The organism is Nocardia sp. NPDC052566 (assembly GCF_044547285.1).
Classification (GTDB): domain Bacteria; phylum Actinomycetota; class Actinomycetes; order Mycobacteriales; family Mycobacteriaceae; genus Nocardia.
Map to the genome: position 1 here is coordinate 69816 of NZ_JBIUAF010000009.1, position 23588 is coordinate 93403.

Genomic DNA, 23588 nt, shown 5'->3' on the forward strand with positions numbered 1-23588 from the left:
GCCGGGCGCGAGCGGCCACGGCAACAGTGGAGAGTAGCCGTCCTGAACGGTGTTCAAGTATGCTGCGGAGCTGTGACTACCGATCCGTTGAGTTGGCTGGATTCGCGTGCCGCCGAGCGCATGGCCGCCGGACTGCGTCGCGAGCTACGGCCCCGCGCACCCGAGTCGCCATCGATCGACCTGGCCTCCAACGACTACCTCGGCCTGACCCGGCATCCGGAGGTGATCGACGGCGCGGTCGAAGCGGTGCGGCGCTGGGGCGCGGGCGCCACCGGCTCGCGGCTGGTGACCGGAACCACCACCGACCACGCGCTGCTGGAGGCCGAGCTCGCCGAATTCGCCGGTACCGAGACCGGTTTGGTGTTCTCCTCCGGCTACGCGGCCAACCTCGGCGCGGTCACCGCGCTGGCCGGGCGCGGCGCGCTGGTGGTGTCGGACGCGGGCAGCCACGCCTCGCTCGTCGACGCCTGCCGGCTCTCCCGGGCCAGGGTGGAGATCGCCGCGCACGGCGACGTCGCCGCCGTGGACCGGCTGCTCGCGACGCGCACCGAGGAGCGCGCGCTGGTGCTCACCGATTCGGTGTTCAGCGCCGACGGCGATCTGGCGCCGCTGGCCGAACTGCACCGGGTCACCAGGGCCAACGGCGCGGTGCTGCTGGTGGACGAGGCGCACGGCATCGGCGTGCGCGGCGCGGGCGGGCGCGGGCTGGTGCACGAGGCGGGCCTGGCCGGTGCGCCGGATCTGGTGATCACCGCGACGCTGTCGAAATCCCTTGCCGCGCAGGGCGGTGTGGTGCTGGCCGCGGAGCGGGTGCGTGCGCATCTGATCGATACCGCGCGCACCTTCATCTTCGATACCGGGCTGAGCCCGGCGGCGGTCGGCGCGGCGCGTGCGGCGCTGCGTGTCCTGCGCCGGGAACCGGAGCTGGCCGGGCGCGTGCTCACCCGCGCGGCCGATATCGCGCGCATCGCCGGTGTGGCGCAACCGGATTCGGCGGTGGTGTCGGTGGTGCTCGGCGAGGCGCAGGTGGCTTTCGACGCCGCGCAGGCCTGCCGGGCCCGCGGCCTCGACGTCGGCTGTTTCCGGCCGCCGTCGGTGCCAGAGGGCACCTCGCGGCTGCGGCTGACCGCACGGGCCAACCTGACCGAGGCCGAAATGACTACGATCGCTGTGGTTCTCGGCGAGGTACTGGTCGAGGCGCGCGGATGGGATGCGGTGCCCGCATGAGTGTGCTGTTCATCACCGGAACCTCCACCGAGGTCGGGAAGACCGTGGTCACGGCGGCGGTGGCGGCCGCGGCGGTGGCCGCGGGCCGTTCGGTCGCGGTGTGCAAACCGGCGCAGACCGGTGTGGGGCCGGGCGAACCCGGCGATCTCGCCGAGATCGAACGCCTCTCCGGTGTGGGTGGCGGCCTGGAACTGGCGCGCTATCCCGATCCGCTCGCGCCCGATACCGCGGCACGGCGCTGCGGGCGCCCGGAGCTGACGCTGGCCGAAACCGCCTCGGCCATCGCCGAATTCGACGGTGACGGGCTGACACTGGTGGAGGGCGCCGGTGGGCTGCTCGTTCGCCTGGGCGATTTCACGCTGCTCGAGCTGGCGCAGCAGCTGGGCGCGCCGGTGCTGGTGGTCGCGATGGCCGGGCTCGGCACTCTGAACCACAGCGAATTGACCACGCGCGCACTGTCTTCGGCCGGGGTGGCCTGCGCGGGACTGGTGATCGGCTCCTGGCCCGCCGCGCCGGATCTCGCGTCGGAATGCAATCGTATCGATCTGCCGAGGCACACCGGTGTCGGCGTGGTCGGCGCGGTGCCCGAGGGCGCGGGGAGCTGGTCGCGCGACCGGTTCACCGCGGCCGCGCCCGCCTGGTTCGACCCGGACTGGTCCGCGCGCCTGCTGTGGCCGAACAGTGACCGGCCACGCCTGAATTGCCCGAAATGAAACATTTGCCGTGGTGATTCGGCTCTACGATTAACCCGGGAATCGCTGTTGTCATACCTCGCATTCGCACTGCTCAGGCATCACGAAAAGGAGGTAGACCCGATGTTTCCGGCCACGAGCGCGAAGGCGCTGCTCTCGGCGGCGGCCGTGGCGACCGGCGTGCTGCTGTCCGCACCGGCGGCCTCGGCCGATGCCGCGATCATCAATCTGGAACCGACGATGCGGATGGATGCCGATACTTTGCTGGCCAGGGGCACCGCGGCCTGCTCCGGCGGCGGTCAGGCCACGGTGACCGTCGGCGGCATGATCTCGCACCGGCTGCCGAGCCCGAATATGAACCCGATCGCACTGCAGATGACCACACCGGTCACCGTGGCCTGCGACGGCAAAGTTCATCCGTGGTCCGCCGCGCTCGGCGGCAGCGGCCGCACCCTGGTCGTGCGCGGCCTCGGCATCGCCGACGCGCAACTGACACAGGGCGCCACCGTGCTCGCCGACACCGGCGAGGTGCAGATCCTGGCCCACTAGCCGCGCCGGTGTGCTCGCTCAGCGCACGGTGTCGTCGGCCTGCGGCGCGATCGCCGACGGCGGCACCAGGTTCCAGCGTTCGAGCTGCTTGCGGATCTGTTCTGCCGCATCGATGTTCAGCGGGCCGCTGGTCCACAGCGCGTAGGGCAGATTGAGGAAACGGTTCTCGGTGACCGCGCGCAGCTGATTGATCCCTGGCTTGGCGCGCAGCAGCGCGATCTTCTCCGCGACGGTCTGCGGCGGATAGTCGACGAACATGATGGCGTCCGGGTCGGCCGCGGCCAGGCGCTCCCAGGAGACCTTGGTCCAGGTGTCCGGTACGTCGGACAGGACGTTGCGCCCGCCCGCCGCGTCCAGGATCGCCTGCGGCGCACCGAAACTGCCGCTGGACATGAGCGAATCGGTGCCGCTGTCGAACAGGAAGATGTTCGGGCGGCGCTCGGCCTGCGGCGCGCCGCGCAGTGCCGCGAGCCTGCGGTCCAGGTCGGCGGTCACCTCGCGGGCGCGTTCGCCGCGGTCGGTGATCGCGCCGAGATTGAGCAGATCGCCGCGCAGCGCCTCCCACGGTTCCACCACGCCGCGCTGCTTCTCGCCGGTGTGCTGGCGGCAGCTCTCGGTGAGCACATAGGCGGCGACGCCGTCCTTGCGCAACGTGTCCGGGGTCAGCTTCTTGGCCTCGTCGTAGCCGTAGTTCCAGCCGGCCACCATCACATCGGGGCGCTGCGCGAGCACGGTCTCGCGCGACGGGTATTCGGTGGCAACGGATTTGAGCGTGTCGACGACCGGACCGTAGTGCTTGCGCAGGGTGTCGGCGTCGCGCTGGACGCTGGAGACCGCCGCCACCGAATCCGCGGCGCCGAGGGCGAGCACCATCGAGATCAGGTTGCCGTCGTTGACGAACAGCCGCTTGGCCGGCGCCGGAAACTTCGCCTCCGCACCGCAATTGGGGATGGTAATGCCGCCCGTGGCCGGTGCCTGCGCGCTGCACGCCGCCAGCGCGGCGGCAAGAACGGCCGTGGCGGCCACTCGGGAAAGATGTCTCATGCGTTCGCCTCTCGCGCGGTGATGAGCAGATGGGATTCGCCGGTATCCGGATGCGGCACGCGGCTCGCGCGCACGCCGAATACGGTGTCGAGCACCTCGGGCCGCAGCGCGGTCTCCGGTGGTTCGAGTGGATGGGCGCCGCCGTTGTGCAGCACCAGGATTCGGTCGCAGTAGCGGTCGGCCAGCGCCAGCTCGTGCAGCGCCATCACGACGGTGCGGCCGAGTGTGCGTGCCAGCGCGAGCAATTCGAGCCGGTGGGTGATGTCGAGGTGGTTCGTCGGCTCGTCGAGCAGTAGCACCGGGGTGTCCTGCACGAGGGCGCGGGCGAGCAGGACGCGCTGGCGTTCGCCGCCGGAGAGCCGGTGCACCGGGCGATCGGCGAAACCTTCGAGATCCACGGACGCCAGTGCCTGTTCGACTATCTGCTGTTCTCGCGGCGACCCCGCGCCCCACGGCGGTAAATAGGGCGTACGGCCCAGTGCGACAACCTCGCCCGCGCGCAGGTCGGCGGGCGGCTGCTCGTCCTGGGCGACCAGCGCCACCACCCGTGCCCGCCGGCGCGGTGAAAGATCGTGCAGCACATGCCCGTCCACCAGCACCCGGCCGTGCGCGGGTTTGCGCACTCCGGCGAGTACATGCAGCAGGGTGGATTTGCCCGCGCCGTTGGGGCCGACGATGCCGATCGTTTCCCCCGCGCCGATGGTGAACGCGGCGTCGTCGACGACGATCCGCTTGCCCGCGGCGCAGCTCAGCGCGACGGCCGAGATCGCAGCGCCGGTACTGTTGCTCATGAACCACCGAACCGGTACTGCCGCCGCCCCAGCAGCATCAGGAAGGCGGGCGCGCCGATCAACCCCGTCAGCACGCCCACCGGAATCTCGGTCGGCCGCACCAGGATCCGCGTTGCCGCGTCGGCGATCACCAGGAACAGCGCACCGCACAGCGCGCACACGGGCAGCAGATTGCGGTGCCGGGGCCCCACGATCATCCGCGCGGCATGCGGCACCACCAGCCCGACGAAGCCGATGCCGCCCGATACCGCGACGAGCACGCCGACCAGCACCGCAAGCAGCCCGAACAGCGCGATCCGCACCTCGCGGACCGGAACGCCCACCGAGGCGGCGGTATCCGCGCCCATGGTGAGCGCGTCGAGCCAGCCGCTGGACAGCAGCAGCGCCACACCGCACACCGCGACCACGCCCAACGGCAGCGCGATCTTCGTCCAGTCCGCGCCCGCGAGGCTGCCGAGCAGCCAGAACAGCACCGATTGGGCGGCGGCCGGATCGGGGCTGCGGAAGACCAGGTAGCTGCTGAACGCGCTGAACGCGCAGCTGAGCACGGTGCCGGTGAGGACGAGCCGCAGCGGAGTCAATCCGCCCTGCGCCATCGCGATCAGGAACACCAGTCCGGCCGCGACGAACGCGCCGAGCAGCGCGCCGCCCGACAGCGCCCAGATGCCCGCGCCGACGAACAGCCCGGAGGTGATGACGGCGGCCGCGCCGACACCGGCGCCGGAGGACACGCCGAGCAGGAAGGGATCGGCGAGCGGATTGCGCACCAGCGTCTGCATCGCCGCACCGGCCAGTGCCAGGCCGGCGCCGACGATCGCGGCGAGCACCGTGCGCGGCACCCGCAGCTGCCAGACGATGGTGTCCAGGCCGAGGTCGGCGGGGATGCGGCCGGTGAACCGGTGCGTGAGCACCTCGACGACGGAGCCGACGGGCAGCGTCTCCGCGCCGAAACCGGTGGCGACGACCATCGCGCAGATCAACAGTGCCCCGAGGACGGGGACGGCGAGCGATGTCCGGACACGGATCATCGGCGCTCCACAGGCAAGTCGCGGCCTTTCGAGTATGTGCGCGGCAGGGGAGGTCTGACTCTCGCCCGAGGGCGATCACAGTGGCGCGACCGTTCCGGATTCACACCGGATTCCCGCACCCGCCGAGGATGACGGGCGAACTCTACCGTCCGGTCGGGTTTGCCGCGTGGCCGGGTGCCCGCGGCGTCCCTACAGTGGAGTGGGTGTCGCCGTTCGAGGAGCGGCACCCGTCCACCGTCGCTGACTGGGATGATGCGCGGCGTCGGGCCCGGCTGCGGGAAACCCGCCTCGGGTACCGGTGGAACACGTTGCGCCGCACCAGGGTGACCCTGCTTCGGGGCGCCGCGCTGCTGCTGGCCCTGCTGATCGTGTTCGCGCAGTACTGGGTCTACGACGTGGTGCCGGAGCGGGATCGGCTCGCGCTCACCACACCGGCCATCGCGCCCGTCGCGGTCCCGTCGGACCCGAAGAACTGGGACACGGTGGTGGTCGACATGGTCGGGCTCGGCAATCTGGACGCCACCGAAACCGCCACCGCGCTGCCCGCGCTGCGCGGGCTCGGCGTGGTGTGGGCGATCCGCTACGACAATCGCGGTATCGACACCAAGGTGATCGCCGACCTGATCGTGCGCGCCACCCAGCTGTCCGGGCTGAAGAACATCGTGCTGGCCGGGCACAGCATGGGCGGGGTGATCGCGCTGGAGGTGGCCAGGCACATCCACAACGACAGCGACCGCAGGCTGGTCGGGGTGATCCTGGACTGCACGCCGGTGGATCTGAACGCGGTACGCCCGGAAAGCCGCAGCCGCGGTGCGGAAATGCTGCGCTGGATGGGCTGGCTGCCCGGCGCGCGCGAGAGCAGGACGCTGCGGCTGGTGGTGGAAACCTCGGCCCGCCATCGGCGCTACTTCGAACAGGCGCCGAACGGTGTGCCCAGCATCAGGATTCGGGAACTGCGCGGTGTGCTCGCGGAGGTGCTGCGCGACAAGATCTTCTCCGCCGACGCGGCGAGCAACGGGTTGATCCAGGCGCAGTTCACCGCGATCGTCGCGGGCGGCGCCGCCAATGACCTACGCGCGCTTGCCCGCCCGGTGGCGGGCAAGCCGCCGCCCGCGATCGTCTTCATCCGGCCGCACGAGCCGCGGCGCGATCCGATCGTCGATGTCGAGTATTCGCACGAGGTGCTGATCGAGCGCTCCGGCGGCGTGGACGGCACGCTGCTTGTGGTGTTCACCCGAAATGCCGGGCACGCCAATCCGGTGCAGCGGCCGCAGGAGTACAACGCGGTGATCGCCGATCAGATCCTGCCGTTCCTGCAGCGCTTCCAGCGCGAGATCAGGGCCGCGGGCAACGCCGCTTCGCCGCGCTGACGGCTTTGGAATCTCGCTGACGGCAACGGTGTTCCCGCCGGATTCGCCCTGTTTGAATCCCTGCATGTTCCGACCAAGCACGTTCTCGACCGGCCTTCGTGGCCGCACCGCCGCCGCACTGCTCGCCGTGGCGTCCGTTGCGACGCTCGGACTGACCGGCTGTGCGAGCGGCGACAAACCGGTCGGGCCGGCTGCCGCCGACACACCGCTGCCCACCGAGGTGCCCGCGGGCACCAAGCTGGTGGTCGCGGATCAGTCCGAGGCGCTGCAGACCATCCTGAAGATCTCCGGCGAACAGGACAAGCTGCCGTTCCAGATCGAATACGCCAACTTCACCGGCGGCCCGGCGATTCTGGAGGCGTTCCGCGCCGGCGCGGCCGATGCCGCCATCGTCGGCGACGTGCCGCCGATCCACGCGCAGGCCGCGGGCCAGCAGGTGCCGATCATCGCGGCATACCAGACCAGTGCGCTCGCCGTGCGGCTCGCGGTGGCGCCGGGCAAGTCGGTGGCGACGCTCGCCGATCTGAAGGGGAAGAAGATCGCCTACGCCGAAGGCACCGCGCAGCAGGCGGTGGTGCTCAGGGCGCTGGCCAGGGCGGGGCTGAAAACCGATGACGTGCAACTGATCCGGTTGCAGCTCGCGGAATTCCTCGACGCGGCGCGCACCGGCCAGGTCGATGTCGCGCCGCTGTCGGAGCCGACGCTGAGCCGGTTCCTGCGCACGCCGGGCAGTTCGGTGGTGTCGGAAGCGGAGGGCGAGGGCCTCTATCCCGGCCTGGCCTACCTGTACGCCCGGCGCGCGGTGGTGGTGGACCCGGCGAAGGCAGGCGCGACGCGCGCGCTGGCCGCCGCGTTCGTGCGCGCGTACCAGTGGTCGAACACCCATCCGCAGGAATACATCCAGAAGTACTACGTGGACAGCCAGAAGCTGACCGTGGAGGAGGGCAAGCGGATCTTCGATGCCCGCGGCACCCTGGCGTTCCCGCATCTCGATCAGCAGCTCGTCGATCGCCAGCAGCGCACCATCGATACCATCGCCGCGGCCGGGCAGCTGCCGAAGAAGGTCAAGGCCGCCGACGGCTTCGATCTGCGCTTCGACGCGGCGATCACCCAAGCCGTCACCGAGAGCGGCGCCGCGCACGAACTGAAGGCGCGCTGATGGCCACCGTTGATATTGCTGTACCGCACCGTATTACGCGCACCGCCGACGCCGCGCCCGCGCTCACGACGCGTAAACCCAAGCGCCGCAGGCTCGGACCCGGCAGGCCCATCCCGTTCGGTATCGCCATCGGACCTGCCCTGCTGATCGCCGCGTGGATCGCCGGATCCGCCTCCGGCGCATTGGATGCCGAGACGCTGCCCGCGCCGTGGACCGTCGCGCAGACCGCCCGTCAGCTGATCTCCGACGGCACGCTGCAATCGAACCTGCTCACCTCGGTGCAGCGCGCCGGGCTCGGGCTGGCGCTCGGCGTCGGCATCGGCCTGGTCGCCGCGCTGCTCGCCGGGCTCAGCCGGGTCGGAGAGGCATTGCTGGACGGGCCGATCCAGATCAAGCGCGCCATTCCGACGCTGGCGCTGATCCCGCTGTTCATCGTCTGGTTCGGCATCGGCGAGCAGATGAAGCTGATCGTCATCGTGACCAGCGTGGCCATTCCGGTCTACCTGAACACCCATGCGCACCTGCGCGGTATCGACGGCAGGTACGTGGAACTGGCCGAGACCGTCGGCCTTTCGCGGTGGAGCTTCATCCGCCGGATCGCGCTGCCCGGCGCGCTGCCCGGCTTCTTCCTCGGGCTGCGGCTCGCGGTGACCATCGCCTGGCTGGCGCTGGTCGTGGTGGAGCAGGTCAATGCCACCAGCGGCATCGGCTATTTGATGACCCAGGCACGCACCTACGGGCAGATCGACGTGATCGTGGTCGGGCTGGTGATCTACGGGCTGCTCGGGCTGTTCGGCGATATCGCGGTGCGCGCGGTGGAGAGGAGGGCGCTGTCATGGCGGCAGACGCTGGGGGACTGACCGTACGGGCCCGCGAGCTCACCCGTGGCTTCGGCGAGCGAGTCGTCTTGCGCGGCATCGACATCGATATCGCGCGCGGCGAATTCGTCGCGCTGCTCGGGCGCAGCGGCTCCGGCAAGAGCACGTTGCTGCGCGCGCTCGCCGAACTGGATGACGACGTGCCGGGTTCCGGCGAGCTGACCGTGCCCGCCGAACGCGCGGTGGTGTTCCAGGATTCGCGGCTGCTGCCGTGGAGCCGAGTGCTCGACAACGTGATCCTCGGCCTGACCGGGCGCGACGCCACCGAGCGTGGGCGCGCCGCACTGGCCGAGGTCGGACTTGCCGGTCGCGAAAAGGCCTGGCCCAGAGAACTTTCCGGCGGTGAACAGCAGCGGGTCGCGCTGGCCAGATCGCTGGTGCGCGAACCGAAGCTGCTGCTGGCCGACGAACCGTTCGGCGCGCTCGACGCGCTGACCCGCATCCGCATGCACGCGCTGCTGCAGGATCTGGTCGACCGGCACAAGCCCGCCGTACTGCTGGTCACCCACGATGTCGACGAGGCGGTACTGCTCGCCGACCGGGTACTGGTACTCGACGAGGGCCGCATTGCCGTCGACCAGCGTATCGATCTGGAACGGCCACGCCGCCAAGGCGATCCGGTGTTCACCGCGCTGCGCGAGCTGCTGCTCGCCAGCCTCGGCGTCGTGACCACCGAGCATGAGGAAGAACTAGCGTCATGACCGAACAGCGGCAGCGCGGCGGCTGGAGCGGGAGTTCAACGAGCTCACCGTGCCGGCGTACGGGCTCGCGCAGCTCGGGCGCATCGTCGGCCTCGACCTGAGCGAGCTGTCACTCGACAAGCCGGTGCCGGACGCGTTGTTCACCAACGCGGGCGATGTCACCGACAACGCGAAGAGCCGCCTGCAGGTGGTGGCCGGCATCGTGCGGCGTGAGCGGCCGACCGTGCGCGGGCTGCTGCACCGGCTGGCCGGTGCGCGCGGGCACCGGGTGGTCACGGGCACGCCGGAGCAGCAGATGGCCGACACCATCGAGGAGTGGTTCCGGTACGGCGCCGCCGACGGATTCAATGTGATGCCGCCCTATTACCCGGGCGGGCTGGAGGTCTTCACCGCCACGGTGGTGCCGATCCTGCGGGAGCGCGGCCTGTTCCGCACCGAATACACCGGAACCACACTGCGCGACCACCTCTGCCTGCCGACGCCGCGCAGCAGGCACGCCGACCCCGCGCTGTCGCGGTGAGCCGCGCCCCACTGGAAAGTCCCTGTCCCAGCACACCGGTGCGCGTGCGGTGAGCCAGGAGGCGCTGGAAACCCCCACCGGCGCCATGGCCATGGCACCGCTGGTTCCCCGGCCGAACCCCTGACGCCGCACTGGGTCAGCGGGGAGCGCGGCCCAGGTAGGCGAGGAGGACGTTGGAGGGTGTGGTGGTCGGTGTGGGGAGTGGGGGTGCGAAGAGGGGGTGGCGGTCGGTGGGTGGGACCAGTTGTGGTGCGACGGTGAGGAGTTCGCGGGCGAGGTGGTGCGGGATCGGGGTGGGGGTGTGGGTCGCCGCGGTGAGATCCCAGGCGTGGACGGTGAGTTCGAGGGCGGCGACGGCGCTGAAGAGGGGGACGGGAATGGGGCGGCCGTCGACGGTGACGTGCGTGGGGCGGGCGTTGGTCCAGTCGCCGAGCAGGCCGGTGGCGCGCATCCGGATCGGTGGCGCCCCTGCGCGCACGGCACGGGGTGCGGTGGGAGTGTGGCAGACCCGGCCGTGCCCGAAGCCCTCGCGCAATGCGGTGAGTGATTCGTCGATGTGGGCGAGCAGCATGCGCAGGTTCCAGTCGTGGCACGGCGTGGGGCCGTCCAGATCGGCGCGTGCGTCGGGGAGCGCGGCCAGCAGGTAGGCGATGGCGCGCTCGAGCAGATCATCGGTCATGACAGGGTTTTCGGCAGGCCGAAGGCCTCGAACAGGCTGTTGTCCTGGAACGACACGATGTGCTCGATACCGGTGGCGGTGATCGTCAGCACCTGGATGGATTCGGCGACGCCGTGCCGGTAGAAACCGAAGGCGGGCTGGCCGTTCGCCGCGGTGGACAGCATGCGCACGTCGCCCGCGCGGAAGGCGCACGCCCGCTCGATCAGATCGATGATGGCGGCGTTGCCGTGGAACCATTCGGTCAGTGGCGGCATCTCGAAGGTCGCGTCGGTTTTCAGCAGCGTGGTCAAGGTTTCCATGTCGGCCGCCTCGAAGGCCGTCGCGTATCGGTCGAGCAGCGAACGGATTTCGGGATCGTCGGGCTCGGTGACGGTGGTCTCGGCGCCGCGCTGGCCGAGCGTCGCGTGCGCGCGCTGCAGGATGCTGTTCACCGCGGCCACGCTGACCCCGATCAGGTCGGCCACCTCGGCGGCCTTCCAGTGCAGCACATCTCGCAGGATCAGCACCGCGCGCTGGCGCGGCGGCAGGTACTGCCACGCGGCGACCAGCGCGAGCCGGATACCCTCGCGCGCGGCGACGATCGACGCCGGATCCGCCGACTCCCCGGCGAGCAGTGCGTCGGGCAGCGGCTGCAGCCAGGGCAGATCGAGCGCGGGCCCGCCGAGCCGCAGGGGATCGTCTGCCGCACCGCCCAATCCGGTCGGCAGCACGCGACGGCTGCTGTGCTCCAGCGCGTTCAGGCACGCGTTGGTGGCGATGCGGTACAGCCAGGTGCGCATCGAGGCGCGTCCCTCGAATTCGCCATACGAGCGCCAGGCGCGCAGCATGGTCTCCTGCACCAGATCCTCGGCATCGTCCACCGAACCGAGCATCCGGTAGCAGTGGGCGAGCAACTCCCGCCGGTACGGCGCGGTGCGCGCGGCGAACTCGTAGCTGTCGATCATCCGACCTCCTTGTGCACATCCGGCTCCTCGAATACCGACCGGCCAGGCCCGCGGAACTCATCGGTGCCGCCACGATGACTTTCCCGCCGCCCCCGGTCGGTATCTGGGTGAACACAACGATGATTTCGGCGTCGACAAGGCGCTGGGTACTCGCACTCGCCGCCGTCGCCTCGATGATGGCGGCACTGGACACGCTGGTCGTGTCGACCGCGCTCGGCACCATCCGCCAGGATTTGGCCGCCTCGCTCGCGACGCTCGAATGGACCGTCAACGGCTACAACCTCAGCTTCGCCGTCCTGCTGATCACCGCGGCGATACTCGGCGACCGGTTCGGCCGCAAGCGCATGTTCGTGGTCGGGCTCGGCGTCTTCGTCGCCGCCTCGGCGGCCTGCGCGGTGTCGGCCTCGGCCACGACGTTGATCGCCGCGCGCGTGGTGCAGGGCGTGGGCGCGGCGCTGATCATGAGCCTGGCGCTGGCCTTGGTCGGCGCCGCGTTCCCGCCCGAACGGCGCGGCGTCGCGATCGGGATACTCGAGGGCGTCACCGGATTGGCGGTGGCCTGCGGGCCGCTGATCGGCGGCGCCATCGCCGAGGGCCTGTCATGGCAGTGGATCTTCTGGGTGAACGTGCCACTCGGCCTGGTGGCGATCCCGTTGGCGCTGAACCGGATTCCGGAGAGCCGCGGCGGCGGTACCGCGCTGGACGGCGTCGGGCTCGGGCTGGTCACCGGCGGCGCGCTCGGTGTGGTGTGGGGACTCGTGCGCGGCAATGTCGCGGGCTGGGGCAGTGTGGAGATCGTGGTGACGCTGTTCGGCGGTGCCGCGCTGCTCGCCGCCTTCGTGGTGTGGGAGGCGCGCACCACGGTGCCGATGTTCCCGATGCGGCTGTTCACCGCACGGGGTTTCGCCGCGGGCAATACGGCGATCTTCCTGACCTTCGGCGCGCTGTTCGGCGCGGTGTTCTTCTACGCCCAATTCCTGCAGGTGGTCTTCGACTACGGCCCGCTCGGCGCCGGGCTGCGGTTGCTGCCGTGGACGCTGACGTTGTTCTGCTGCGCACCGATCGCCGGTGCGCTCGCCGACCGGATCGGCGAGCGGCCGATCATGACGGCCGGGCTTGCGCTGCAGGCCGTCGGCATGCTGTGGATCGCCATGGCGGCCGACCCCGCGATGTCGTACGCGGCCTTGGTGATTCCGCTCGTCGTCTCGGGTGTCGGTGTCTCCATGGCGATTCCGACCGCGCAGAGCGCGGTGGTCGGCGCGGTCGAGCACGACGCCATCGGCAGGGCGGCCGGTGCCAACGCGATGATGCGCGAGCTCGGCGGGGTATTCGGAATCGCCTTGGTGGTCGCGGTATTCGCCGGTTCCGGCGGCTACGGCTCGGCGGCGGCGTTCGTCGACGGATTCGTTCCGGCGATCACCGTGGGCGCGTGCCTGTCGGCGCTCGGCGCGTTCGTCGCCCTCGCACTGCCCGGCCGCGCCGCGATCCGGGCCGCCGCGGTTGCCGAACCGGCGCTCAGCGCACCTTCTCGCCGAGCAGATGACGCACACCGGCGATGAACAGCTGCAGGCCGAAGTCGAAACGCGCGGTCGCGTCCGGTGTGTCGTAGAGCGGGGAGGCGTCCTCGGTGAGCGCGCCCGCCGAATCCATCTGCATCCTGGACTGTTCGTCGACGGTCTGGCCGAGTACGTAGTACAGCACGGTGAACCCGGCCATCTCGGCCTCCTGGCGCGGCATCCCGGCGCGAATCGCCGCGCCGACCAACCGTTCCCGGCCCTTGCTCGTGGTGAGCCTGGAAGCGTAAGTGGCGGAGACCAGTTCGGCGCCGTCGCGGTAGGCGAGCAGGCAGCCGCGCAGCCGGTGCGCCAATTCGCCGATCTGGCTGGACCATTCGGTCGCCTCGATCGGATCCTCCATCGGCGCGAGGATCTTGTCCGCGACCGCGCCGAGCAGTGCCTGCTTGTTCGGGAAATGCCAGTACAGCGCGCCGGGCTGCACCTGAAGGGAGCCCGCGAGGCGGCGCATGGTCAGATCGGCGAGACCGTACTGATCGAGAATGGCGATCGCGCCGTCGACCACATCGGCCCTGTGCAGCTGCACCCTTGAATCCCTTCCCGCAGTGTTCGATGGCGGCCCTCCCGGGCCCCTTCGTGGTTACGCAGGCTGCCGCCTCCGGGGCCGTCGCTCGCGCCGCAGTGTTTTGACTCACTGTCCAACCTACCCTAGCCTGAACACCGTTCAAGTTGCATGACCGCCCCCGCCAGGACGAAGGGATTCGCGCAGTGACCCAGGTGCCCGTCACCACCGACATACTGGCCATTGCCCGCGAGCAGGTGCTCGAGCGCGGCGAAGGCCTCACCAAGGAGCAGACCCTGGAGGTGCTCCAGCTCGGCGACGATCGGCTCGAGGATCTGCTCGCCCTCGCGCACGAGGTGCGGATGAAGTGGTGCGGTCCCGAGGTCGAGGTCGAGGGCATCATCAGCCTGAAGACCGGCGGCTGCCCCGAGGACTGCCACTTCTGCTCGCAGTCCGGCCTGTTCCAGTCGCCGGTGCGCGCCGCCTGGCTCGATATCCCCAGCCTCGTCGAGGCCGCCAAGCAGACCGCGAAATCCGGCGCCACCGAATTCTGCATCGTCGCCGCCGTGCGCGGCCCGGACGAGCGGCTGATGGCACAGGTCGCCGCGGGCGTCGAGGCCATCCGCAACGAGGTCGACATCCAGGTCGCGTGCTCGCTCGGCATGCTCACCCAGGCGCAGGTCGACCAGCTGGCCGCCATGGGCGTGCACCGCTACAACCACAACCTGGAAACCGCCAAGTCGCATTTCCCGCAGGTGGTCACCACGCACACCTGGGAGGAGCGCTGGGACACCCTGCGCATGGTGCGCGAGGCGGGCATGGAGGTGTGCTGCGGCGGCATCCTCGGCATGGGCGAGACGCTGGAGCAGCGCGCCGAATTCGCCTCGCAGCTGGCCGATCTCGAACCCGACGAGGTGCCGCTGAACTTCCTCAACCCGCGTCCGGGCACGCCGTTCGGCGATCTGGAGGTGCTGCCCGCGTCCGACGCGCTGCGCGCCGTCGCCGCGTTCCGGCTCGCGCTGCCGCGCACCATGCTGCGCTTCGCGGGCGGCCGCGAGATCACCCTCGGCGACCTCGGCGCCAAGCAGGGCATCCTCGGCGGCATCAACGCCGTCATCGTCGGCAATTACCTGACCACTCTCGGCAGGCCCGCCGAAGCGGATCTCGATCTGCTGGGCGAGTTGAAGATGCCGATCAAGGCGCTCAACGAGACGCTCTGATTGCTGTATCCATGACTGCGCTCACGGGTCCCTCCGTGGTTACACAAGCTGCCGCCTCCGGGCCCGTCGTTCGCGCAGTGCACCATGAGTAATGTCATGGACATGGACGAGCGCTACAACCCGTTCACCGGCAAGCGGATCGTGCCCGGTCTCGACGACCCGGTACCGGCCGCTGCCGCGCTGGGCCTGGAACCGCCGCGCTTCTGCGAGCACTGCGGCCGCCGGATGATCGTGCAGGTCAGTCCGGACGGCTGGTGGGCGAAGTGCTCCAGGCACGGCGTGATCGACTCGGCCGGTTTGGAACTGCGCTAGTGGGCTCGCGGGAGACGCGGGCGGCCGCACTCGTCGGCGCCGTCGTACTGCTGGTCAGCGCGCTCGGTGGGGTGGTGTGGGGTCTGCTCGCGCCCGGCCAGCAGTTCCTCGTCGTCGAACCGTCCGGTCAGTGCGACAAGGACGCGCTGTGCGGCGCGCTGCTGATCGGGGAGAGCGCGCATCGCTTCGACGCCGTCGCGATCTTCCTCTGCCTCGGCGCGGTCATCGGCGTGCTCTGCGCCGCCGCGGCCTGGCGCCGGCGCGCGATGCGCGGGCCGGCGCTGCAGCTCGCGCTGCTGATCGCCTCCGGCGTCGGCGCCGCGGTCATGTGGCAGGTGGGCGATCAGGTCGCGCGATGGCACCATCCGAAGCCGACCACGCCGCCGGTCGGGCAGATCGTCACCATCGCACCGGAACTGGACACCTGGCTCGCGCTGCTGCTGCAACCGCTGGTCGCCTCGCTGGTGGTGCTGTTCCTCGCCGCGCTCAGCGCCTCGGAGGATCTCGGCACCGGCAATCGTGCGCCGTTCGGTGATCCCGGCGCCGAACCACGGCACGCGGCAAGCACATTCGGGTCGTACGGTCCCGATGCCGCGATGCTGCCCTACGGTGGATACGAACCCGCCGGGGAGGCTGGTTCCGGCGCGGCGCCGGGATCGCGCTGACACGTTGTCCGAACCGTTGCTCGCGCGACGGTACAGCTGTACCACTCAGTTCTAGAATTGTGGTACACGCTGTGCGTTCAAGGAGGAACGGATCGTGGTGTTCGTCGGTAGCGGGCCCATCGTCGAGGAACTCGACGCGAAATACTGGCGGGTGGCCGCGCCAGTCGTCTATCACGGTGCCAGGCAGGAATTCATTGTTCCCGAGGGCTTCCGCACCGATTTCGCCTCGGTGCCGCGCGCGGTGGTGTGGCTGGTGCCCCGCTACGGGGTCTACACCAAAGCGGCCATCCTGCACGACTTCCTGCGCCAGTCGCATACGGTGAGCGCCGCCGACGCCGACGGCATCTTCCGGCGCTGCCTGCACGAGGACAACGTCTCCATTCCGCGGCGCTACATGATGTGGGCCGCGGTGCGATTCGGCAGCGGCCTGCGCGGCGCCTCGGTGGGCCAGATCGTGCTGTGTTTCCTCATCGCGGTGCCGTCGGTGCTGTTCCTCGCGGTGCCCGCGACCGTGGTCACCGTGTTCGGCGTGCTGTTCTGGCTCGTCGAGCTGTGCTTCTGGGGTATCGCGCGGCTCGGCAGGCGCGCACCGGAACCACCGCCGACCCCGGAGATGAAAAGCGCTTGACGCGGTACCGTCAGGCGGGTGTGGGAAAGGTTGCGGCGCCGGCGTGATCCGGTGACGGCACACGTGCGCCGGGTGGCCGCGCCGCTCGCGGTGCCGCAACCGTGGCAGCTGGACGAATTCCTCGCGCAGGTCGCCGCGGTGGTCGGCAAGCGGATTCGGTTGCATCCCTTGCCCGTGACCGAGGGATTGCCGTGCGGGCTCGTCATCGAACGCGCCGAGGACATCGTGATCGCCTACGACGCGACCAGTTCCGGCTACCACGCCGACCACATCGTGCTGCACGAGATCGGGCACCTGCTGCTCGGGCACGCCGGCGCGGATCACACCGACCGCGCCACCCTCGAAAACCTGTTTCCCAGTGTGGATCCGGCGACCGTACTGCGGGTACTCGCCAGGACCGACTACGACGAACTGGCCGAACGGCAGGCGGAGCTGTTCGCCTCGCTGATCATGTCCACGGCCAGGGATACCCCCGCGGGATCGCCGATCCGCCGGGTGGTCTTCCGGGACTGAGGTTTTCGCATGCAATCGTCCTGGCCGACGGCGATCTCGGCGCCCCTGGTGCTCGCGATATTCGCGCTGCTCGCCGCGCAACTGACGCTGTTCAACGCGACGGTGCTCGATCGCCGCGCGAATTTCGCGCTCGGTGGGCTCGCCGTCGCGTGCGCGCTGCGCGAGCCGACCTGGCAGCACGCGATCATCTCCGCCTCCGGTGGGTGGCTGTCGGAGGCATTCCTGTACCAGTTCGCCATGGCGGGAATGAGCGTGGTCGGGGCGGTGAACATCCTGACGATCGGCACGGTCCTCGGAATCGGTTATCGCGCAGGGCCGCTGGTCGGGTTGGGGGTGATATCGGCTGCGCTCGCACTGATCTGCGGGAGTGCGGCGCGCGCGGAGGGCGTGATGATCGAACAGGCCGCCGGGTGGGGCGCGCTCGGGTTCTGGATGTCGCTGCTGCCGTTGACCTGGTGGATGGATGTGCTGCTCGTGCGGATCTGCCTCGCGGAGTTCCGCAAGCGCGTCGACGCCAGGGATTTCGTGGTCTACGGCGCGGGCGCGACGTTCGTCCTGCTGCTCGGCGGCGGCTTCGTGTGCGCGCCGATCGCCGCGATCTACCAGATCAGCGGCAGGGATACGGTTTTCGCGCGTATCCAGGCCGCCATCGACCGCGACGTACTCCTGTACCAGGCGGTGCTGTTCGCCGCCGTCGTCAGCATTCCGGTGGTGGCGCACCTCGCCGACCGGCTCGGCATCGACCGCGACTCCCGCCACCGCAGACGACTGCTGCCGCTGTGGACCGACCTGACCGCCGCCTGTCCGGAGATCGTCTACCACGCACCGTCTCCCGCCGCCCTCGGCAGCCGATACCTGCTGCACCGCACGGTGATCGAGATCCGCGACTGCCTGCGCATCCTGTCGCGATACACCGAGCAGGACGACGCCGGCCCGGCCGATGAGGTGATGGCGTTCGCGATCCGCATCGCCCATGCCTGCGCCGCGAAATCGCGCGGCGAACCACCCGTCGGCAGTGCCGTTCCCCTGCCCTCCACCGCCGAAGACGTCGGCGGCGAGATCGCCGAGCTCACCGCGCTGGCGGCGTGCTGGACACGGGCCCGCGCGCTGGCGGTCGCCGCCGCGAGGCCGCTCGGGCCGACCGCCTGACAGTTGGCAGGTGCGGTGTCCGGTCCGGAATCCGGTTGCGGGGCCGCTACCTCGGCATTTGCCGGCTATCACATGAGGGCACCGCAGCCGCGGCCGTACTCTCGGAACAGGTCGGGGGGCTGCTCCCGCATCGGGATACGCAGGAGGACAGATGGATTCGCGCCCACCGGGATCGCGCTGGCGCCCGTCGCCGAGAACCGTGTTCGCGCAACAGTTCGCGGCACTGTTCGAGGCCGCGGGCAATCCGACACTGCGCCGGGTCGCGGCGGCGGCCGAGGCGCGGATGCGCGGCACACGGGCCGCCGGGCAGAAGGGCGGGGCATCGGTGCAGCGGATCAGCGACTGGAAGGCGGGCCGAAATGTCCCCGCCCGCTTCGAATCCCTGCTGCCGGTCCTGCTCACCCTCATCGCCGAGGCACGCAAATCGAGCAAGCCGGTGCCGCCCGCGCTACTGGATGTCCAAGAGTGGCAACGCTTGTGGCACGCCTCCAACGCCTGGGACCCGGACACGGAGTCGACGGAATGCCCCTACCTCGGCTTGACCTCGTACCGCCGCCAAGACGCCGACCTGTTCTTCGGCCGCGCCAGGCCGACCACCGAACTCACCGAACTGATCCGCGACACCACCGGCCCAGAAGGCCACGGCGGCCTCGTCATGCTGGTCGGCGCGTCGGGCGCGGGCAAATCCTCACTCCTGCACGCGGGGCTGCTCCCGGCGCTGGTCGACCCGGCCGACCAATGGGCGGTAGCAACACTGACGCCGGGCGCCAGTCCGGTGCACGCCCTGTTGACCGCGATCGGCGCCGACTGTGTATCGCATACCGAATCTGCCGGACAGATCGGTATGGCAACGGGTTCCGGTAGTGCTGTCGGCGACCCTGGTGTCGAGGCCGCCGCGCTTGTCGACCACTGCGCGGCGTCAGCGGAATTCGTTGCGGCGGAGCTGGCTTCGTGGGGAGCGGGTCGGCGCCGTGTGGTCATCGTCGACCAGTTCGAGGAGTTGTTCACCCTCTGCCGCGACGATGCTCAGCGCGAGATCTTCCTCGGGGCGTTGGAGCACATGGCGATTCGAGGTGAGCGCGAGCCTGCGGCGGTGGTCGCCGCTGTGCGCGCCGACTTCTACGCCCGCTGCCTGGATGTCCCTGTGCTGGAGGACGCGCTCAAACACCGCAGCTATCTGCTCGGTCCGATGCGCCTGGACGAACTCGCCGAAGCCATCGCGCGTCCCGCCGAATTGGCCGGATACAAACTGGAATCCGGGTTGGAAGAGCTCGTCGTCAGCGAGCTGTGCGGTTTGGGTGGGCGCGGTGAGCGGCGCGGATACGACCCCGGCGCACTGCCTTTGGTCTCGCACGTGATGGAAGCCGTATGGCAGCGCCGCGACGGCACCAGGCTCACCATCGACGGCTACCAGCGGGCGGGCGGCGTACTCGGCTCGGTCGCCGCGACCGCCGAGCGCGCCTGGAATCAACTCTCCGAATTCGAACAGTCCGTCGGCAAACAGGTCCTGCTCGGCCTGGTCACCGTCGGTGACGACTCCCGCGACACCCGCCGCAAGGTCGCCCGCGCCGAATTGATCAGGCAGACAGTGCAAGCCGCCGAAGCCGCCCTGGACGCCATGGCCCGCTCCCGCCTGGTCACCCTCGACGCCGACTCCGCCTACCTCACCCACGAAATCGTCCTCGACGCCTGGCCCCGCCTCCGCTCCTGGATCGACGAAGACCGCGTCGGCTACCTGGAACGCCAACGCCTGCAAGCGGATGCGTCGGACTGGACAGCACACGGCCGCGACCCATCACTGCTGTACCGGGGCGCACGGCTGACCACGATGCAGGGCCACGCCGACAGCGGCACGATCGGCACGGTCGCTGCCGAGTTCCTGACTGCCGCACAGGTCGCCCGCCGCCATACGGAGCGGAGGACATCGGTGACGCGGGCCGCGCTCGCTCTGCTCGGCGGCGCTGCCCTGGTACTCGCCGGTGTGGCCCTGGTGCAGAGTGGTACCGCGAAACAGCAGCGCGACAACGCGATCGTGACCGCAGTGCTGGCCGAGGCGGACAGGTTGCACGACACCGATCCCTCACTGTCCGTGCAATTCACGATGGCGGCCGCCCGCTTGCGGCCCGGAGATCCGGAAATCGAGGCGCGCCTGTTGGATTCGCAGAGTCTTTCGCTGGCGGCGACGGTGTCCGGTCCGGCTGGGCGCGTCACCACGGTGGCGTCGAGGCCGGATGGTCGCGTGCTCGCTTCCTCGCATGACGACGGCACGGTGCGGCTGTGGGACATTTCCGATCGGCGACATCCCACGGCATTGGGACAGCCGCTCACCGGGCACACGCGTCGTGCGGTGTCGGTGCGGTTCAGTCCGGACGGCCGAATGCTGGCATCGAGCAGTCACGACGGCACCGTGCGCCTGTGGGATATCGCTGATCCGCGGCGCCCGGTCTCGATCGGCGCCCCGCTACCGGCAGGACCGTTCGCCGTGGTCGACATCAGCCCCGACGGGCGGACATTGCTGACCTCCGATGCCGGTGGCGGATTCTGGTTCTGGGATATCGCGAATCCGGTACGGCCGCAGCGCCTCGACCTGCGTCTGCCCGACCTTCCCCAGGGAGATCGGACGGCGAATCTCGTGCCGGCATTCAGCCGGGACTGGCACCGGATGGCGGTTGCCGACCTGCGGGGATCGGTGCAGATCTGGGATATCACCGATCTGCGCTCGAGCCGGTTGGTCGGCCAGTTGCCGGGGCCACGATCCGCTGTCGAATTCAGTCCGGATGGCCGCAGACTCGCGGTGGCGACGGGCGAGACCTTGCAACTGTGGGATGTGTCCGACGCGAGTGATCCGCGAAAACTGGGCAAACCCGTCAGTGTCGCCCAGGCCCAATTCGGGTTGCCGGTGGCCTTCAGTCCGGACGGCGGACGGCTGGCCGCCGCGGTCGGCTCGGGAAAGTCGACGGTGTGGTCGATCGTCGACCCGGACGATATGCCCGCGCTCGACTCTCAGGTCTCAGGGAATCGGGGCGATACGACGACGGTGATGTTCCTGCCGGATGGGCAATTGGTGACCGGTGGTGCCGACGGCCGAATTCACCTGTGGTCATCGCCCCGCGGTGACTCGGAGGCGTCGACCTTTGCCGCCGCGCCGATATTCGACGCGGGTGGGAATACCTCGGTCACCGTGAATGGCAGAACAGTCGAGATCTGGCGTGGTGGCGATGTGCGCGCTCGCCGGCTGGCCGGGAGATTCCCCATCGACCACGACATCTCCGATATCACGCTCAGTCCCGATGGCCGCATGATTGCCATGAGTGCGTGGGACGACAGCCCGACAAGGCTTTTCGACATCACCGACCCTGCCGCTGTCACGCCGCTTGCCGAGTTTCCACAGGACGGCAGAACCACCAGATTCGCCTCGTTCAGCCCTGACTCGAAACGTCTGGCAATCCTGTACGCCGGTGGGCCGAGCACCCGAGTTCGGTTGTGGGACCTGGCGAACCGTGGCCTCCCGAGACTGATCGAGGAAGTCAGCTCGGCAGCCACCGATCTCCGCCCGCATTTCGTTCCGGAAGGCGATGTCCTCGCTACCTCAGGGGGCAACGACGTGACGCTGTGGCGCTCCCCGCCCTCGGGCGGTTCGACACGCCTCGGGCGAATTCCGACAGGGCGTGGGATCTATATCACCGGTCCGGCATTCAGCCCGGACGGTCGTACGGCGGCGGTCACGTACGACTCCCGATTTGTTCGTATCTGGGATATCGCGGACCCGGCCCGTCCAGTGGCGATCGGTGATCCGCTCGCCGGCCATGCCGCTGGTATCACCGCGATGGCTTTCGCTCCAGATGGCCGTACCCTTGCCACTCTGTCCGAGGACTCGGAGATCCGGCTGTGGGACGTCAGCGATCGCAGGCATCCGGTGGCTGTAAAAGCGTCGCTCGGCACGTCGTTGTCGGAGCGGCCGGGCTATCTGGCGTTCGATCCCACGGGAAAATATCTGGTGACGAGTGGCCGCGCCGGTACCTGGTGGTGGGATATGAATCCGCGGCATGCGGTCGACCGTATCTGTGCTGTCACGAGCCCTCGGCTCGACGAGCAGGTGTGGCGAGAGCACTTGCCCGGTATCGCTTATCAACCGGCCTGTATATAGCGAGGCGGCGAAAATAGGTGGAGGGTTGTCGGTGGGCCTGGCTACCCTGATCCGTCGGAACGACCAGCCGAGACTGAAGGAGGAGGTTCGACCATGAAGAACGACAGCCGAGCGGTGTCGGGGACGGACCTGTCTCCGGAGCCTGCCGAGCGCGCCGATCTCGTCGCGTGGCGGCGTCGGCATGCGATTCGGCAGAGCAATGCGGCGCAGCCGATCGCGAACAAGCGGCGGTATCGGCGGGGGAGCAAACATCGCAAACAGGCGGTGGACTCATGATCCGCAGAGCACGCCGCGCATTGCGTGGCCGCCTGGTACGCGCGGGTTACCGCCTTGCCGGGCAACACCATTCGTTCGGCGCGTAAAAGGCCCGGCCAGAGTTCGAGCGCAGTCAAATGGTCGTTGGTTACGGCGTGTCGCACGGCCATTCGACTGCGCTCGACGGTTGGGGCGATCAGGTCGGGGGACGCAGCGCGGCGAATTCGTCGGTGACGCGGATGAAGGAGTCGGTGTAGCGGTAGACGGCGGCGGGGCGGCCGCCCGCGCGGCCAGGGGGGCGGGTCGCGCCGGTGGGGGTGATCACCTTGCGGCGGGTGAGGACTCGCTGGAGGTTGGTGGTGTCGACGTCGTATCCGAGTGCGGCGCAATAGATTTCACGCAGGGTGGACATGGTGAAGTCGGTGGGGGCGAGTCCGAAGGCGATATTCGTGTAGGACAGTTTCGCGGCGAGGCGGGTGCGGGCGTGTTCGACGACGGTGCCGTGGTCGAAGGACATGGCCGGGAGCGCCGAGACCGGATGCCAGGTGGTGTCGGGCGGCAGTTCGGGTTCGGCGGTGAGCGGGACCAGGCCGAGGTAGGCCGAGGCGATGCGGCGCGGGGCCGGGACGCGGTGCGGATCGCTGAAGACCGACAGCTGCTCCAGGTGCGCCAGTTCGCGCACGTCGACCTTCTCGGCGAGCTGGCGGCGGGCGGACGCATCAAGGTCCTCGTCGTCGCGCAGGCGGCCGCCCGGTAGCGACCAGGTGCCCTTCTGCGGGTCGAGCGCGCGCTCCCACAGCAATACCGCGAGTTCGGTCCGCTGACCGGGCGGGCACCGGTCCATGGCCGCCGCCGTGGCGGTGACGGGGCTTCGACCTGCGGTGATGGTCGACGGGAAGCGGCGAACCTGGAACACCGCGGTGAGCGATTCGTGGATGGTGCTACTATGGGGCACGTTTTCGATTGTAAGTCGAAAACCTGGTTTGGTGCGAATCGGCGGTGTTGTGAAAAGTCACTGCGCCGACCGGCACGAGGAAGGGA

23 protein-coding genes, 1 pseudogene and 1 riboswitch are annotated in these 23588 nt (G+C 69.6%); of the genes and pseudogenes, 17 read left to right on the forward strand and 7 right to left on the reverse strand.

Annotated features, from left to right (window positions below):
- Nucleotides 1-120 precede the first annotated feature (120 nt).
- The 3 genes from ACIG5A_RS40940 to ACIG5A_RS40950 all read left to right on the forward strand — a co-directional run bounded on the left by ACIG5A_RS40940 (nt 121) and on the right by ACIG5A_RS40950 (nt 2468).
- Nucleotides 121-1227, forward strand: coding sequence for an 8-amino-7-oxononanoate synthase (locus ACIG5A_RS40940; protein WP_397250970.1), 1107 nt, complete (start codon nt 121-123; stop codon nt 1225-1227).
- Complete coding sequence (gene bioD / locus ACIG5A_RS40945; protein ID WP_397250477.1) at nt 1224-1940, forward strand: dethiobiotin synthase; 717 nt, start codon at nt 1224-1226, stop codon at nt 1938-1940. The genes ACIG5A_RS40940 and bioD overlap by 4 nt, the downstream gene beginning before the upstream one ends.
- Before the next feature lie 102 nt (nt 1941-2042).
- Complete coding sequence (locus tag ACIG5A_RS40950; protein ID WP_397250479.1) at nt 2043-2468, forward strand: hypothetical protein; 426 nt, start codon at nt 2043-2045, stop codon at nt 2466-2468.
- Nucleotides 2469-2486: 18 nt separating this feature from the next.
- Here ACIG5A_RS40950 and ACIG5A_RS40955 read toward each other — a convergent pair whose 3' ends face one another.
- The 3 genes from ACIG5A_RS40955 to ACIG5A_RS40965 are packed head-to-tail and all read right to left on the reverse strand — an operon-like array spanning nt 2487 to nt 5331.
- Nucleotides 2487-3512, reverse strand: a complete 1026-nt coding sequence (locus ACIG5A_RS40955; RefSeq protein ID WP_397250481.1) for an ABC transporter substrate-binding protein — start codon at nt 3510-3512, stop codon at nt 2487-2489.
- Nucleotides 3509-4303, reverse strand: coding sequence for an ABC transporter ATP-binding protein (locus ACIG5A_RS40960; RefSeq protein WP_397250483.1), 795 nt, complete (start codon nt 4301-4303; stop codon nt 3509-3511). Before ACIG5A_RS40960 ends, ACIG5A_RS40955 begins: the two co-directional genes overlap by 4 nt.
- Nucleotides 4300-5331 carry a FecCD family ABC transporter permease gene (locus ACIG5A_RS40965; protein WP_397250485.1) on the reverse strand — a complete coding sequence of 344 codons (1032 nt, stop codon included), beginning with the start codon at nt 5329-5331 and terminating at the stop codon, nt 4300-4302. The genes ACIG5A_RS40960 and ACIG5A_RS40965 overlap by 4 nt, the downstream gene beginning before the upstream one ends.
- Nucleotides 5332-5360: 29 nt before the next feature.
- A riboswitch (cobalamin riboswitch) is annotated at nt 5361-5491 on the reverse strand.
- A 43-nt stretch (nt 5492-5534) separates the two neighbouring features.
- On the opposite strand from ACIG5A_RS40965, the gene ACIG5A_RS40970 reads away from it, so the two are divergent.
- From ACIG5A_RS40970 to ACIG5A_RS40990, 5 genes and pseudogenes are all read left to right on the forward strand, one after another.
- Nucleotides 5535-6701, forward strand: a complete 1167-nt coding sequence (locus ACIG5A_RS40970; RefSeq protein WP_397250487.1) for an alpha/beta fold hydrolase — start codon at nt 5535-5537, stop codon at nt 6699-6701.
- 64 nt (nt 6702-6765) lie between these two features.
- The gene (locus tag ACIG5A_RS40975) at nt 6766-7860 is read left to right on the forward strand and encodes an ABC transporter substrate-binding protein (protein WP_397250489.1); all 1095 of its coding nucleotides are present in this window, start codon (nt 6766-6768) and stop codon (nt 7858-7860) included.
- Nucleotides 7860-8720 carry an ABC transporter permease gene (locus ACIG5A_RS40980; protein ID WP_397250491.1) on the forward strand — a complete coding sequence of 287 codons (861 nt, stop codon included), beginning with the start codon at nt 7860-7862 and terminating at the stop codon, nt 8718-8720. Before ACIG5A_RS40975 ends, ACIG5A_RS40980 begins: the two co-directional genes overlap by 1 nt.
- Nucleotides 8696-9439, forward strand: a complete 744-nt coding sequence (locus ACIG5A_RS40985; protein WP_397250493.1) for an ABC transporter ATP-binding protein — start codon at nt 8696-8698, stop codon at nt 9437-9439. Before ACIG5A_RS40980 ends, ACIG5A_RS40985 begins: the two co-directional genes overlap by 25 nt.
- Nucleotides 9438-9959 (forward strand): annotated as a pseudogene (locus ACIG5A_RS40990) (LLM class flavin-dependent oxidoreductase); the annotation flags it as partial. The gene ACIG5A_RS40985 and the pseudogene ACIG5A_RS40990, both read left to right, overlap by 2 nt.
- A gap of 136 nt (nt 9960-10095) precedes the next feature.
- On the opposite strand, the gene ACIG5A_RS40995 reads toward ACIG5A_RS40990, so the two are convergent.
- Nucleotides 10096-10638, reverse strand: a complete 543-nt coding sequence (locus ACIG5A_RS40995; RefSeq protein WP_397250495.1) for a hypothetical protein — start codon at nt 10636-10638, stop codon at nt 10096-10098.
- Nucleotides 10635-11582: a sigma-70 family RNA polymerase sigma factor gene (locus ACIG5A_RS41000; protein WP_397250497.1), complete on the reverse strand. Its 948-nt coding sequence runs from the start codon at nt 11580-11582 to the stop codon at nt 10635-10637. The genes ACIG5A_RS40995 and ACIG5A_RS41000 overlap by 4 nt, the downstream gene beginning before the upstream one ends.
- 107 nt (nt 11583-11689) lie before the next feature.
- Between ACIG5A_RS41000 and ACIG5A_RS41005 the strand changes: the two genes are divergently transcribed.
- Nucleotides 11690-13141, forward strand: a complete 1452-nt coding sequence (locus ACIG5A_RS41005) for a DHA2 family efflux MFS transporter permease subunit (RefSeq protein WP_397250499.1) — start codon at nt 11690-11692, stop codon at nt 13139-13141.
- Here ACIG5A_RS41005 and ACIG5A_RS41010 read toward each other — a convergent pair.
- Complete coding sequence (locus ACIG5A_RS41010; RefSeq protein ID WP_397250501.1) at nt 13098-13682, reverse strand: TetR/AcrR family transcriptional regulator C-terminal domain-containing protein; 585 nt, start codon at nt 13680-13682, stop codon at nt 13098-13100. The two genes, ACIG5A_RS41005 and ACIG5A_RS41010, sit on opposite strands and share 44 nt — an antisense overlap.
- Nucleotides 13683-13864: 182 nt before the next feature.
- On the opposite strand from ACIG5A_RS41010, the gene bioB reads away from it, so the two are divergent.
- The 8 genes from bioB to ACIG5A_RS41050 all read left to right on the forward strand — a co-directional run bounded on the left by bioB (nt 13865) and on the right by ACIG5A_RS41050 (nt 22568).
- The gene (gene bioB, locus ACIG5A_RS41015; RefSeq protein ID WP_397250503.1) at nt 13865-14878 is read left to right on the forward strand and encodes a biotin synthase BioB; all 1014 of its coding nucleotides are present in this window, start codon (nt 13865-13867) and stop codon (nt 14876-14878) included.
- Between the two features lie 84 nt (nt 14879-14962).
- The gene (locus ACIG5A_RS41020; RefSeq protein WP_397250505.1) at nt 14963-15190 is read left to right on the forward strand and encodes a hypothetical protein; all 228 of its coding nucleotides are present in this window, start codon (nt 14963-14965) and stop codon (nt 15188-15190) included.
- A complete protein-coding gene (locus ACIG5A_RS41025) occupies nt 15190-15855 on the forward strand; it encodes a DUF2567 domain-containing protein (RefSeq protein WP_397250507.1) in 666 nt (221 codons plus the stop codon). Before ACIG5A_RS41020 ends, ACIG5A_RS41025 begins: the two co-directional genes overlap by 1 nt.
- 94 nt (nt 15856-15949) lie before the next feature.
- On the forward strand, nt 15950-16483 hold the full coding sequence (locus ACIG5A_RS41030; protein WP_397250509.1) for a DUF1353 domain-containing protein: 534 nt from the start codon (nt 15950-15952) through the stop codon (nt 16481-16483).
- An 18-nt stretch (nt 16484-16501) separates the two neighbouring features.
- Entirely contained in the window at nt 16502-16996 is a 495-nt protein-coding gene (locus ACIG5A_RS41035) for a hypothetical protein (protein WP_397250511.1), read from the forward strand.
- Nucleotides 16997-17005: 9 nt separating this feature from the next.
- Nucleotides 17006-18145, forward strand: coding sequence for an MAB_1171c family putative transporter (locus ACIG5A_RS41040; protein WP_397250513.1), 1140 nt, complete (start codon nt 17006-17008; stop codon nt 18143-18145).
- A 151-nt stretch (nt 18146-18296) separates the two neighbouring features.
- Complete coding sequence (locus tag ACIG5A_RS41045; RefSeq protein WP_397250515.1) at nt 18297-22292, forward strand: hypothetical protein; 3996 nt, start codon at nt 18297-18299, stop codon at nt 22290-22292.
- A 93-nt stretch (nt 22293-22385) separates the two neighbouring features.
- Nucleotides 22386-22568, forward strand: a complete 183-nt coding sequence (locus ACIG5A_RS41050) for a hypothetical protein (RefSeq protein WP_397250517.1) — start codon at nt 22386-22388, stop codon at nt 22566-22568.
- A gap of 175 nt (nt 22569-22743) precedes the next feature.
- On the opposite strand, the gene ACIG5A_RS41055 is transcribed toward ACIG5A_RS41050, so the two are convergent.
- Entirely contained in the window at nt 22744-23502 is a 759-nt protein-coding gene (locus ACIG5A_RS41055; protein ID WP_397250519.1) for an NUDIX hydrolase, read from the reverse strand.
- Between the last annotated feature and the right edge of the window lie 86 nt (nt 23503-23588).

Bases quoted from the DNA above. Each gene is read 5' to 3' on its own strand.
- ACIG5A_RS40940 (WP_397250970.1), top strand. From the start codon at position 121: ATGGCCGCCGGACTGCGTCGCGAGCTACGGCCCCGCGCACCCGAGTCG.
- bioD (WP_397250477.1), top strand. From the start codon at position 1,224: ATGAGTGTGCTGTTCATCACCGGAACCTCCACCGAGGTCGGGAAGACC.
- ACIG5A_RS40950 (WP_397250479.1), top strand. From the start codon at position 2,043: ATGTTTCCGGCCACGAGCGCGAAGGCGCTGCTCTCGGCGGCGGCCGTG.
- ACIG5A_RS40955 (WP_397250481.1), bottom strand. From the start codon at position 3,512: ATGAGACATCTTTCCCGAGTGGCCGCCACGGCCGTTCTTGCCGCCGCG.
- ACIG5A_RS40960 (WP_397250483.1), bottom strand. From the start codon at position 4,303: ATGAGCAACAGTACCGGCGCTGCGATCTCGGCCGTCGCGCTGAGCTGC.
- ACIG5A_RS40965 (WP_397250485.1), bottom strand. From the start codon at position 5,331: ATGATCCGTGTCCGGACATCGCTCGCCGTCCCCGTCCTCGGGGCACTG.
- ACIG5A_RS40975 (WP_397250489.1), top strand. From the start codon at position 6,766: ATGTTCCGACCAAGCACGTTCTCGACCGGCCTTCGTGGCCGCACCGCC.
- ACIG5A_RS40980 (WP_397250491.1), top strand. From the start codon at position 7,860: ATGGCCACCGTTGATATTGCTGTACCGCACCGTATTACGCGCACCGCC.
- ACIG5A_RS40985 (WP_397250493.1), top strand. From the start codon at position 8,696: ATGGCGGCAGACGCTGGGGGACTGACCGTACGGGCCCGCGAGCTCACC.
- ACIG5A_RS40995 (WP_397250495.1), bottom strand. From the start codon at position 10,638: ATGACCGATGATCTGCTCGAGCGCGCCATCGCCTACCTGCTGGCCGCG.
- ACIG5A_RS41000 (WP_397250497.1), bottom strand. From the start codon at position 11,582: ATGATCGACAGCTACGAGTTCGCCGCGCGCACCGCGCCGTACCGGCGG.
- ACIG5A_RS41020 (WP_397250505.1), top strand. From the start codon at position 14,963: ATGAGTAATGTCATGGACATGGACGAGCGCTACAACCCGTTCACCGGC.
- ACIG5A_RS41040 (WP_397250513.1), top strand. From the start codon at position 17,006: ATGCAATCGTCCTGGCCGACGGCGATCTCGGCGCCCCTGGTGCTCGCG.
- ACIG5A_RS41045 (WP_397250515.1), top strand. From the start codon at position 18,297: ATGGATTCGCGCCCACCGGGATCGCGCTGGCGCCCGTCGCCGAGAACC.
- ACIG5A_RS41050 (WP_397250517.1), top strand. From the start codon at position 22,386: ATGAAGAACGACAGCCGAGCGGTGTCGGGGACGGACCTGTCTCCGGAG.